Source organism: Anaerococcus groningensis, assembly GCF_046365465.1.
Lineage (GTDB): Bacteria > Bacillota > Clostridia > Tissierellales > Peptoniphilaceae > Anaerococcus > Anaerococcus groningensis.
Genome location: NZ_JBGMEG010000005.1, coordinates 49,979 through 62,325, shown reverse-complemented (window position 1 = coordinate 62,325; position 12,347 = coordinate 49,979). Strand labels below are relative to the sequence as shown.

Genomic DNA, 12,347 nt, shown 5'->3' with positions numbered 1-12,347 from the left:
GGACAGACTATTTATTTTCTTTTAAAAATTCAATAATATCATCTGATTCGTATAAGTACTCACCATCGTGGTATAGGCATGGGATTTGTCTTTTACCACCTTTTTCAATTAATTCGCGCATAGCATCGCGGTCGTTTTCTATATTTACAACTTCAATTTCTATATTATTTTCTTCCATAAAGCTTTCCACTTTTTGGCAGTATGGGCAAATAGTTCCTACAAATAATTTATAATCACTCATTATTTTTCTCCTTTTATTTGTTTTCATAATATCTTCATTATGGTATATTATACTAATAGTAACTAAATTTTAAAGGTGGTAAGATGAAATCTAAAGTAATGAGTGTCATTAGGTTTTTCCTAATCCTTATAATACTTGCATGTATTGGGATTTTGGGAAAAAGACTACTAGATTACAGAACAAATGCAAATAATAATAAGGAACTAGCAAATGTTGTTAAGGAAGTAGAAGAAGAGATGAATCATGATAATGATGTTTCTGCTAATGCTACTGATCCTTGGGAGCAAAAGCACCAACACTATATAAAGGTAATGGATGCTCTTGCTAAAAAATATAACAACGATGATATAGTAGGATTTATTGATATTCCAGATGTGGGGATTTCTTATCCTATCCTTCAAGGACCAGATAATGATTTTTATCTAAGACGTGGGATAAATAAAGAGTATGACATTGCTGGATCTATATTTATTGATATGAATAATAAACCAGATTTTAATGATGATAATACAGTTATCTATGGTCACCACTTAGAGATAAACTCTATGTTTACTCCTCTTGACCAATATAGAAAACAAGACTTTGCACAAAATCATACTACAATTTATTTGGCAACTAAAGATGAGCTTCGCGAATATCAAATATTCTCAGCCTACGGAATCCCAGCAGACTATGCTTACAGGACTCTTTATTTTACAAATAGAGATGATGTAGTTCCATACTTTAACCAACTTAGAAGCAATTCTGAAGTAGAGTTACCTAGTGCTTCATTTACTCCAGACAGTCAAATTATAACTTTATCAACCTGCCAATATGATTATGCAGACCAAAGGCTTGCTGTTCATGCAGTTAGGGTGAAATAATGAGATATAAATTTGAAGAGAAAAATGAAATAAATATAAAAGAAACAGAGGAAGGGCTGGTTTTAGTCCACGATTCTTTTAATCCAACCCACATTTTTGAGTGTGGGCAATGTTTTAACTTTAATATAGAAAAAGACGGGTCTTATACAGCAGTCCATCTTGGTAAAATTATAAATGTTTTAGCTAGGGATAATGATGTGCTTATCAGAAATATTTCCTTAGATGACTTCTATGAAGTATTTTATGACTACTTTGACCTAGGTACAGATTATAAGCAGATAAAAGAAGATTTATCAACCAATGAAGTTTTAAAAACGGCATCAGAATACGGCGGTGGTATTCGTATTTTAAACCAAGAAATGTTTGAAACAGTTATTTCATTTATCATCTCTGCCAATAATGGTATAACTAGGATAAAAAACTCTATAAGAATTATTAGCGAAAGATATGGAGACTTAATTGGAGAATACATGGGCAGAGAATACTATGCTTTTCCAAAACCAGAAATTTTAGCAAAGGTAGATCCACTAGAACTACGAGAATTTGCTAGAGTGGGCTTTCGTGATGTAAGAATTGTAGAAGCAAGCAAGATGGTGGCGGATGGATTTTTGGATTATGAGAGTGATCAAAAACTTAGCACAGTTGAATTAAAAGAAAAATTAATGCAAATGCCAGGCATTGGTCCAAAGGTAGCTGATTGTGTCTTGCTTTTTACCTACCATAGGAGGGAAACTTTCCCTGTTGATGTATGGATAAAGCGTGTTATGGAAACACTCTTTATAGGCCATGAAGTTCCAAAAAAACAAGTAGATGACTATGCTAGAGAATATTTTGGTGACCTAGCCGGCTATGCCCAACAATACCTATTTTATTATGGCAGAGAAGAAAAGATTGGCAAATAATCCTAAGATGAGTCTTAGGATTATTTTTTTGTCCGCAAATTTTATAAATCGTATAATAATGATAAGGAGTGTTTAAATGCAAGATATAAATAAGATTAAAGAACAAACTATAAATGTAATAAATGAATTAATAGATGAGGCTGCTCTAAAGAAAAATGACATCCTTGTCTTAGGTGGATCAACTAGTGAAATAGGTGGGGGCACTATTGGCAAAGATTCTAGTCTTGAAATCGGCAGTGCTGTAATAAAAGAAGTTTTAAATATAACTAGCAAAAGAAATATAAATCTAGCTGTTCAAGGCTGCGAGCACCTAAACCGAGCGCTAGTAATTGAAAGAGAAGTAGCTAAGGCAAATAATTTTGAAATAGTATCTGTAATCCCAGCCCTTCATGCAGGTGGGGCAATGTCTGTTGCAGCCTTTGACCAAATGAAAGATCCAGTTATAATAGAGCATGTCATAGCTAAAGCTGGTGTTGATATTGGAGATACAGAAATAGGCATGCATGTAAAATTTGTCCAAGTACCACTTAGACTTTCGCAAAAATACATTGGTGATGCTAGAGTAACCGCCCTAAAATCTCGCCCAAAATTAATAGGCGGAGCCCGTGCTATTTACGAGTAGATTGCTTGTTATTTATAATAAATATTGTATAGTACATGAGGCAAAAATGAGAATTAAGGGGAGTTTATGCAAAATTATGATGTAATAGTCGTTGGTGCAGGGGCTGCTGGAGCCTTCATGGCCTACGAATTTAAAAAATTAAATACTGATAAAAAAGTATTAATAATAGATGGTGGTAGGCAAGTAGCTAGCAGGTCTTGTCCAATCACAGATGGTAAGGTGGACCACTGTATTCACTGCAATCCTTGCAATATTATGTATGGTTTTGGAGGAGCAGGAACACTTTCTGATGGAAAATACAATATAACAACAAGTTTTGGCGGCGACTTACATGATTACATAGGTGAAGATAAGGCCATGGAGTTAATGGAATATGTTGACTCTGTTTTAATGGAATTTGATGGAGGAGACTTAGAATTATATTCTACTGACAAAAACGATTTAAAAACCAAATGCCTCCAACACGACCTTCACTTATTAGATGCAAAAGTACGTCACTTTGGTACAGAAAGAAATAAAATTATTTTACAAAAAATATATGATTATGTAAAAGATCAGATCGACTTTAAATTTAAAACTATGGTAACAGATGTAGCTTATGAAGATGAGCTTTACACTCTAAAAACTGATGATGGTGAAACTTATACATGTAGGGATTTAGTTTTAGCTGCAGGTCGTTCAGGATCTAAATGGATATCAGAAGTATGCGATAAGTTTGATGTGCCAACTCGTAAAAACCGTGTCGATATCGGTGTACGTGTAGAAGTACCGGCTGAAGTTTTTAAACATATTACAGATGATGTTTATGAAGCAAAAATTATGTATCAAACCAAACAATATAATGATGTAGTACGTACATTCTGCATGAACCCATATGGCCAAGTAGTTGTAGAAAATACAAATGGAATCCAAACTGTAAACGGTCACTCCTTTACAGATTCAAAACTTCAATCAAAAAATACAAACTTTGCTCTGCTTGTAACCAATAAATTTACCGAGCCTTTTAAAGATTCAAATGAATACGGTGAATCCATAGCAAGACTTTCCAATATGCTGGGTGGTGGAGTTTTAATGCAAAGATTTGGCGATCTTATTAAAGGGCGCCGTTCATCTGAAAGACGTATGGCAAAATCATTTACCAAACCAACCTTAAATGCAACTGCTGGGGATTTATCCCTTGTTATGCCAAAAAGACAATTAGATGATATTATAGAAATGATTTACCAATTAGATAAAATTGCTCCAGGTATGGCTAATGATGATACTCTTTTATATGGTATAGAAGTTAAATTTTATAACTCAGTAGTAGATGTAGATAGTAAATTTGAAACTAAACAAAAAGGTTTATACTGCTTAGGAGATGGGTCAGGAGTAACCCATTCTCTTTCCCAAGCCTCAGCATCGGGTGTTGAAATGGCTAGAATTTTAAGTAAAAGAGCTTAACAATGAAATATATTTATGAACAAATTTCCAAAAAAGATGGCATAATATTAAGGGGTGTTATAAATACCCCTGATGATTTTGATGCTACAAAAAAATATCCTACCGTTATTTTCTACCATGGTTTTGGTGGAGATCGCAATGGAAGTACTTGGTTTCGTGGACAAAATGCCAAGTATCTAACAGATAGGGGATATGTAACAGTGCGTTTTGATTTTTCAGGTACCAATGAATCAGATGGTGACTTCTATGATATGACTGTAAGTCGTGAGGAAGAAGAAGCAATAATGATTTATGATTTTACTAAGCTACGCGAATATGTAGATAGGAATAGAATTTACCTGGTGGGTCACTCATTAGGAGGAGTAATATCTACCCTCATAGCTAGTAAAGTCAATCCAAAGGCTATGGTGCTTTTAGCTCCAGCAAGTGATATGAATAATCCTCAATATTTAAAAGTTGCTGGTATGGCATATTTTGATCCGAAAACTGCCACAGGTGACCTAGATAAATTTAAAATAGCAAAAGAAGTAAAAGAAATAGAAGATGTAGATATTGGTGGAGTAAAACTTCACAGGAGATTTTTACTAGACTTTTTACCAAAAGATATTTACGGGCAAGCTAGTAAATACCAAGGCAATGTACTTATCCTACGCGGGACTAAGGATGATCTAGTTTTTAATGACGCTAACGAAAAACTCGAAAAAGCTTATCCAAACGCTAGTTACCAGCAAGTAGATGGTGCAGACCATTCTTTTAAAAACTATGAGCATAGGCAAATTATTTTTGAAAAGATGTATGACTTTTTAGAAGCCAATTAATAATAAGACCACCTTCGGGTGGTTTTTTATTGTGAAAATACTTATTATAAGATGAAAAATTAGTTTTTAAAGTTATAATAAAAGTATGACTAAATTTTTGATTACCACTAGCTTTGGCCTAGAGGCCCTTGTTAAAAGACAGCTTTTAGATATGGGCTATGAAGACTTTGAAGTTAGTGATGGGATGATTTCCCTTAATGGGCAATTATCAGATATTTCAAAACTGAATATAAATTTACGTGAAGCTGATAGGGTCTATCTTGTAGTGGATAGTTTTAAGGCAGGCGATTTTGATGAACTTTTTGAAAGGGTAAAGGCTATTAGCTGGTCTGATTTTTTAGATAAGCAGAGCAATTTTATAGTAAATGCTAGAACCTATAAGTCTAAGCTTTTTTCGATAAGAACTATTCAATCAGTTACTGAAAAAGCTATTATAGATTCTATGAGAAAAAAATATAGGGTAAATCACTTTGAAAAATCTGGTCATAGGGTCCAAATAGAAGTGATGCTTAAAAATGATATTGCAAGTGTAGTTATAGATACATCCGGAGAGGGGCTACACAAACGTGGTTACCGTGAAGATACAGTAAAAGCACCTTTACGCGAAAATCTTGCAGCAGCTCTTGTTGATTTATCATTTTACAATCCTGATAGGTTTTTATTTGATGGATTTTGTGGGTCGGGGACTATATTAATAGAAGCAGCTAGAAAAGCGCGCAATATTGCTCCAGGTATAGATAGAAACTTTGATTATGAAGACTTTATTTTCTTTGATAAAGACCATCACAAAAATGCAAAAAAAGAAGCCTTATCAGTAATTGATTATGATAAAAAACTTAATTTGCTAGGATCAGATATATCCGGTAGGGCTATTAGCCTTGCAAAAAATAATGCTATAAATGCAGGTGTTGAGGAAGATATTTCATTTCTTACCCGTGACATCTCAAATGTTGCTTTAAAAGATGACTATGGGATTATTATAACCAACCCACCTTATGGAGAGAGATTATCTAGGGTAGATACTGATGAGATTTACCAAAAAATTAATGATAAATTTAAGAACATGGATACATGGTCTTGTTATTTTATAACCAGTGATGAAAGATTTGATCAGAAATTTAAAAGAAGACTTTCTAAAAAGAGAAAGCTTTATAACGGTGGAGAGAAAGTTGATTTTTACCAATATTTTGGGAAAAAACCAGATAATAACGGAGGAAATAATTGACTGATAAAAAAGAAAAGAATGATGGTAAGAGGATAGGACTTATTATTATATCAATACTTGTTGCTATCTACTTAATAGGAACAGTGATATTTTCGTATATAGCTTTGCCAGGAACATTTTTAAATGGCAAGGACATTTCTTATGCTTCAAAAAAGGAAGCTTTAGAAAAAGCTCCAGATGATTTTAGCTTAAATGTAACAGGTAGAGATGATAGAGATTTAATAATTAACCCAGCTGACATCGACTATGATGCTAAATTACCATCAGATGCAAAAATAGATCAAAACCCTTTTACTTGGCCGGCTGCTCTAGTAAATAATAAAAAGCAAGACTTTGATTTTGAATACAAGGTTTCTTATGATGAAGATAAACTTGATAAAAAAATCGAGGAATCAAAGTTAATGAATGGTATAACAGAGCCAAAAGATGCAAAAATTGCCATGAAAGATGGAGAGTTTTTTATAGAAGATGAGGTTATTGGTAATGAGGTTGATAAAAAGAAATTAAAAGAGGCCATTATCGATAATATCAATACAAAAAGTAAGGAACTAAGCTTAGACGATAGCTACTACCACAATCCAAAAGTAACTAGTAAATCAGAAAAATTACAAAAAGTTCTAGCTGATTCTGAGCATATCAAAGACATGAGTATCAAATTTAACTTTAATGGTTTTGACTTAAAATTAGAAGGCAACTCCTTACTTGATTTATTTGATATGACTGATGAAGGTCTTGAGTTAAACTATGATAAAGTTTATGACTATGCAAAATATCTAGCAAGCGAAACAGATACCTATGGAAAAAACCGTAAGTTTAATGCTACAGGTATAGGAGAAATAGTTGTAGCTCCAGGAGTTTATGGCTTTAAACTAGATGTTGATGGCATGGTTGATAAAATTTATGAACAAGTAAATTCTAGAGAAAGCGGTGTTATAGAACCCGTTTACGCAAATATTGCCTATGTAAGAACAGATACTGGTGAGGATATAGCAGATACTTATGTAGAAGTAGACCTATCCCGTCAACACATGTGGTTTTATAAAGATGGTAATTTAATCTTAGAATCTGACTTAGTTTCAGGTAGACCAATTGATGGCTGGGCGACAAATGTTGGTGTAGGACAAATTTTAAATAAAGTTGCCGACACTACTTTAACAGGTTTAAACTTTGATGGCCAAACTTCATACCAAACTCCAGTTGATTACTGGATGCCAATAGGCTGGGATGGAGAAGGCTTCCATGATGCACCATGGCGTGGTGGATTTGGTGGAAGTACTTACCTACAAAATGGATCTCACGGTTGCTATAACCTACCACCATCAGCAGCAAAAGCCTTATTTGAGAATGTTGATTATGTAACACCAGTAGTAGTTTATGAATCAAGCACAAATTACTCACCTGGTATGATTTATTAAGAGATATTATGATAAAAATTGAAAATCTAAGTTATGCCTATCCATCAAATGATGATAGCGAGGGCCATTTTGCCTTAAAAGAACTTAATCTTGAAATAAATAAAGGAGATTTTGTTGCTGTTTTAGGCCATAATGGGTCTGGTAAATCCACTTTGGGAAAGCTGATGAATGCGCAAATTTTTCCAACTACTGGAGATATTTGGATAGATGACTTAAATACAAAAGATGAAAATTTAATATGGGATGTAAGGGGCAAATGCTCCATGGTTTTCCAAAACCCAGATAACCAAATGGTGGCTACAACTGTAGAAGAAGAGGTAGCCTTTGGGGTGGAAAACCTACAAATCCCAAATCCTGAGCTTAGACAAAGAGTAGATAGCGCAATAGACTTAGTTGGCATGAGTGATTTTAAAACAAGAAATCCCGCAAATCTATCTGGTGGTCAAAAACAAAGGGTATCAATTGCAGGTGTAGTTGCTATGATGAGCGACTACATTATTTTTGATGAACCAACTGCCATGCTTGACCCCAAGGGACGTAAGGATGTTATAAAACTTGTAGAAGAGTTAAACAAAAATTATGGTAAAACTATAATTTATATTACCCACTACATGGAAGAGGCTATAATAGCTGATAAAATTGTAGTTCTTGATAAGGGACAGGTAGCCCTAGAAGGAAGTGCTAGAGAAGTTTTTTCTAAAGTTGATCAAATGAAATCTCTAGGCCTTACAGTCCCACAAGTTACAGAAGTGGCCTATGAACTAAGCAAAAAAGGTGTAAAATTTGAAAAACTACCCTTAAGTATTGATGAAATGTTGGAGAGTATATGAATATAGATATAAAAAATGTAGATTATATTTACAATCAAGGCATACCTGGTGAAGTATATGCTCTAAAAGATATCAATTTAAATATAGGTAACCATGAAATTATAGGCTTAATAGGACAAACTGGATCAGGAAAATCAACTCTAGTTCAATTATTAAATGGACTTTTAATCCCAACAAATGGAGATGTAGTTGTAGATGGTGTAAATACCAAGGATAAAGAGAAACGTAGGGATATCAGATTTAAGGTTGGTCTTGTTTTTCAATATCCAGAACACCAGCTTTTTGAAGAATCTATAGCAAAAGACATATCATTTGGCCCTACAAATATGGGTTTAACAGAAGATGAAGTAGATTTACGTGTAAAAGAAGCCATGAGTAAAGTTGGTCTTGACTATGAAACATACAAAAATGTATCTCCTTTTGAAATATCTGGGGGTCAGCAAAGAAGGGTTGCCGTTGCAGGAATTATTGCTATGAATCCAAAGGTTTTGGTTCTAGATGAGTTAACTGCAGGTTTAGACCCAGCAGGTCGAGAGGAAATTTTTAGAGAAATCATAAGTATTTATGAAAATGATCCAGAACTAACTATTGTTTTAGTTAGCCATTCCATGGAAGATGTGGCAGAGTATGTAGATAGGGTCATTGTTATGAATAAGGGTGAGATTTATAGTGATGCATCAACCTATGATACCTTTACTAAAGTAGATTTAGAAAAAATTGGATTAGATGTTCCTCAAGTATCAAGATTTATGAAAGCATACAAAAATGAGGGCCATGATGTCCGTGATGATATCTACACTATAGAAGCTGCAGTAGAGGAATTAAGTAAATATTTAGGAGTAGCCCATGAATAAAATAACAATCGGTCAATACCTACCCTTTGATACTTTTATGCACAGGCTAGATCCTAGGGTAAAGCTTATCGGAGTTTTTGCATATATTATTACAATATTTTTTGTAGATGACTTTGTAAGTTTCATTCCCTTTGCAATTTTATTAGTTCTTATGCTTTATACAGCAAAAATCCCTGTAAAGAACGTTTTTAAATCACTAAGACCCCTACTATTTATTATCATAGTAACTGCAATTATTAACCTATTTACTGCCCCTGGGAATACGCTAGTATCTTTTGGTAGATTAACTATAACTGATGAAGGTGTCTATAGAACTCTTTTTACAATTATAAGACTAATTTTAATTATTCTTACAACATCCATGTTAACCTATACAACTAGTCCCATGGAGCTTACAGACGGCTTAGAAAAATTATTTTCACCCCTAAAAAGATTCGGTTTTCCTGCAGGAGAGCTTGCCATGATGATAAGTATTTCCCTAAGATTTATCCCAACCTTATTTGATGAGGCAAATAAAATAAGAATGGCACAAATGGCTAGAGGAGCAGATTTTGAATCTGGAAACATCTTTAATCGTGCTAAGGCAATGATTCCTCTTTTAGTACCACTTTTTATAAATTCATTTAAAAGATCTGATGACCTTGCTACAGCCATGGAGGCTAGGATGTACCGTATTGGTGAAGAACGTACTAAGCTAAATGAAATCATTATGGATAAGACAGACTATATAACGCTGTTTTTATTTTTAGGATTTTGTGTGCTTATGATTGCTAAAAAATACCTATGGTAAAAAATATACTTTTAAAAATTGGTTATGATGGAACAAATTTCCATGGATACCAATACCAAGAAGGCTTAAGAAATGTAGAAAGTGAAGTAAAAAAAGCCATTCATAAAGTAACTGGTGAAAATAACCGCATTATTGCAGCAGGCAGGACTGATGCAGGAGTCCATGCCTATGCTCAATACATAAATTTTCTAACAGCTACCAATATCAACCCAAGAGCCTTTAAATATCATATAGAACCATTCTTGCCAGATGATATTATTTCCCTAGAATCCAAAGAGGTAGACCTAAGTTTTCATGCTAGATTTTCTGCAAAAACTAAGACCTACCAGTATGTAATTTATAGAGATAAAATTATGCACCCTATATATAGAAATTATATGGAGCATATTACCTATAAGCTTGATTTAGGAAAATTACAAGAAGGCTTGGATATTCTAAAGGGAGAGCATGACTTTAAAGCCTTTATGAGGGTTGATAAGGATTTAGAAATAAATACTGTTCGTACTTTAAATGATGCGTACTTTGTTGCAAATGAAAATAAAATAGAAATCTACTATAAGGCCAATAGTTTTTTACATAACCAAGTTAGAATTATGTCAGGGGCCTTGGTAGAACTAGCCCGTGGCAAGCTAAGTATGGATGAATTTAAAAACTATTTTGCTTCTAATAACACTAAAAAAGCCAATCCGGCCCTAGCAGCTAGTGGCCTATATTTATGGAGTATCGATTATGAGTGAAGATAAAACAAAAAAATATAATTTTTTGGAAGAATTTAAGATATTTGTATTAATTTTTACAGCTTTCGCTGGCTATCTTTATGTACCTAAGGAACAATTGATATATTTTGCAATTTTTTCATCTCTTTTACTAATAATTGCTACTTTATACATTAGAGATTATGATTTATCTTTTAGTAAACACTTATTAAATATTGCTATAAGTCTATATAATATAATTACTTTATTTTTTATGGTACAATATTTTATATCGTCTAATGAAACAAGGATTTTTGAGACATTACTATATCCATTTTACAAGGACGGGAACTTTAATATTCCCATGATTGTTTGGATATTTATTCTAACCTTGTTTTTACAGATTTTACAATTTAAGACAAGTGGACCTGAGGGGGATACCTATGGAAGATAATAATAAAAATATAAATGAAGAAGAGCAATACGACCAAGAGTTAGAAGAAATTCTAGATGAAGAAAGCAAAAACCAAGGCAAGAGAAGAAAAAGACGCAAAAAATTTAGTCAAAGAAATATTTTAATCGCTGCTTTAATAGTAGTTTTGCTAGCAGCAGCTCTTTACTTTATAAATAAAAAACAAAATATGGATCCACAAGACAGTCAAACATCAGAAGCAATTGACCAAAATTCTTATAATGGCTCCACTATCATGCGCGTTGACTTAAACCAAGTGAAAAAAATTAATATTGACCTAGATGTGGCTGATATTCGTATCCAAAAATCAAATACCAACCCTTATATAGAGTATACTGAGCTAAAAAGAGGGGAAGAAGATGTCTACACTATCGATGTTTCTTATGAAAATGGTGTGTTAAACCTCAAGTCAGACATTAAGGGTAAGGAATTGAATATGAAAAATAAGGTCCAAATCCTTAGAATATTCTTACCAATGGATAAGAATTTAGAAGAAATCAAGGCCAATGTTAATGCTGGTGATGTAAAAATAACTGATTTAGAAGTTAGAAATCTAGATTTAAATGTAAAAACTGGCCACATTAGCTTTGAAAACTCATTTTTTGGAGGAAGTGTGACTAATGAAGCAGGAGACATTAGCCTAGAAAAATCAGAACTTTTAAATACAAAACTTGCTACAAATGCGGGAGATATTATTATTAACGAAAGTAAGCTAGGAACTAGGTCGGATTTTTCAACTCAAACTGGAGATATTATAATTAGCTCAACTGATAGCCTTGATAACTATAATGTAAAGGCAAATCTAGAAGTAGGTAACTTTATTTTAGGAAATATTTCTTATAGAAATATCAAAGATGGCTTTAGCAAAAATAATAAGGCTCAAAAAGATATTAGTCTAAAAACAAAGGTAGGAGATATTACCTTTAACAAGGGTGAGGGAGCTATCTTAGAGGAAGAAGAATATATAACTAACCAAAGTCCAAGAAGTGACTATGAGGAAGAAGCCGATGAGCAACCTCAAACAGAGCAAATAGACCAAGAAGAAACTGAAGAAGAATTAACCGATAGTACAGAAGAAGATTTACCAGAAGAAATCGAGACTGATAAAGAGGTTGATCAAACCGAAGGAAATAATAATTAAGTTCTTAGGAGCTTAATTATTTTTTTTAGGATTTAT

The 12,347-nt window shown here is 33.3% G+C and carries 14 protein-coding genes; 13 read left to right on the top strand and 1 reads right to left on the bottom strand.

Going from position 1 to position 12,347, the window contains the following annotated elements; all coding sequences use genetic code 11:
* Positions 1-7: 7 nt before the first annotated feature.
* Complete coding sequence (locus AB9Q04_RS04215) at positions 8-241, bottom strand: glutaredoxin family protein (RefSeq protein ID WP_394012095.1); 234 nt, start codon at positions 239-241, stop codon at positions 8-10.
* 83 nt (positions 242-324) lie between these two features.
* On the opposite strand from AB9Q04_RS04215, the gene srtB reads away from it, so the two are divergent.
* From srtB to AB9Q04_RS04150, 13 genes are all read left to right on the top strand, one after another.
* Positions 325-1,104, top strand: a complete 780-nt coding sequence (gene srtB / locus AB9Q04_RS04210) for a class B sortase (protein WP_410024127.1) — start codon at positions 325-327, stop codon at positions 1,102-1,104.
* Positions 1,104-2,006: a DNA-3-methyladenine glycosylase family protein gene (locus tag AB9Q04_RS04205; protein WP_410024126.1), complete on the top strand. Its 903-nt coding sequence runs from the start codon at positions 1,104-1,106 to the stop codon at positions 2,004-2,006. Before srtB ends, AB9Q04_RS04205 begins: the two co-directional genes overlap by 1 nt.
* A 76-nt stretch (positions 2,007-2,082) precedes the next feature.
* Entirely contained in the window at positions 2,083-2,628 is a 546-nt protein-coding gene (locus AB9Q04_RS04200; protein ID WP_410024125.1) for a TIGR01440 family protein, read from the top strand.
* 66 nt (positions 2,629-2,694) lie between these two features.
* Complete coding sequence (locus tag AB9Q04_RS04195) at positions 2,695-4,071, top strand: NAD(P)/FAD-dependent oxidoreductase (protein ID WP_410024124.1); 1,377 nt, start codon at positions 2,695-2,697, stop codon at positions 4,069-4,071.
* Positions 4,072-4,073: 2 nt separating this feature from the next.
* Positions 4,074-4,889, top strand: coding sequence for an alpha/beta hydrolase family protein (locus tag AB9Q04_RS04190; RefSeq protein WP_410024123.1), 816 nt, complete (start codon positions 4,074-4,076; stop codon positions 4,887-4,889).
* An 85-nt stretch (positions 4,890-4,974) separates the two neighbouring features.
* Positions 4,975-6,114, top strand: coding sequence for a THUMP domain-containing class I SAM-dependent RNA methyltransferase (locus AB9Q04_RS04185; protein ID WP_410024122.1), 1,140 nt, complete (start codon positions 4,975-4,977; stop codon positions 6,112-6,114).
* Positions 6,111-7,529 carry a L,D-transpeptidase family protein gene (locus tag AB9Q04_RS04180; RefSeq protein ID WP_410024121.1) on the top strand — a complete coding sequence of 473 codons (1,419 nt, stop codon included), beginning with the start codon at positions 6,111-6,113 and terminating at the stop codon, positions 7,527-7,529. Before AB9Q04_RS04185 ends, AB9Q04_RS04180 begins: the two co-directional genes overlap by 4 nt.
* A gap of 8 nt (positions 7,530-7,537) precedes the next feature.
* A complete protein-coding gene (locus tag AB9Q04_RS04175) occupies positions 7,538-8,359 on the top strand; it encodes an energy-coupling factor transporter ATPase (protein ID WP_410024120.1) in 822 nt (273 codons plus the stop codon).
* Positions 8,356-9,213 carry an energy-coupling factor transporter ATPase gene (locus tag AB9Q04_RS04170; RefSeq protein WP_410024119.1) on the top strand — a complete coding sequence of 286 codons (858 nt, stop codon included), beginning with the start codon at positions 8,356-8,358 and terminating at the stop codon, positions 9,211-9,213. Before AB9Q04_RS04175 ends, AB9Q04_RS04170 begins: the two co-directional genes overlap by 4 nt.
* Entirely contained in the window at positions 9,206-10,003 is a 798-nt protein-coding gene (locus AB9Q04_RS04165; RefSeq protein WP_410024118.1) for an energy-coupling factor transporter transmembrane component T family protein, read from the top strand. Before AB9Q04_RS04170 ends, AB9Q04_RS04165 begins: the two co-directional genes overlap by 8 nt.
* Entirely contained in the window at positions 9,997-10,740 is a 744-nt protein-coding gene (truA, locus tag AB9Q04_RS04160; RefSeq protein ID WP_410024117.1) for a tRNA pseudouridine(38-40) synthase TruA, read from the top strand. The genes AB9Q04_RS04165 and truA overlap by 7 nt, the downstream gene beginning before the upstream one ends.
* A complete protein-coding gene (locus tag AB9Q04_RS04155; protein ID WP_410024116.1) occupies positions 10,733-11,152 on the top strand; it encodes a hypothetical protein in 420 nt (139 codons plus the stop codon). The genes truA and AB9Q04_RS04155 overlap by 8 nt, the downstream gene beginning before the upstream one ends.
* Positions 11,142-12,311: a DUF4097 family beta strand repeat-containing protein gene (locus AB9Q04_RS04150; RefSeq protein ID WP_410024115.1), complete on the top strand. Its 1,170-nt coding sequence runs from the start codon at positions 11,142-11,144 to the stop codon at positions 12,309-12,311. Before AB9Q04_RS04155 ends, AB9Q04_RS04150 begins: the two co-directional genes overlap by 11 nt.
* The last annotated feature ends 36 nt before the right edge of the window (positions 12,312-12,347 follow it).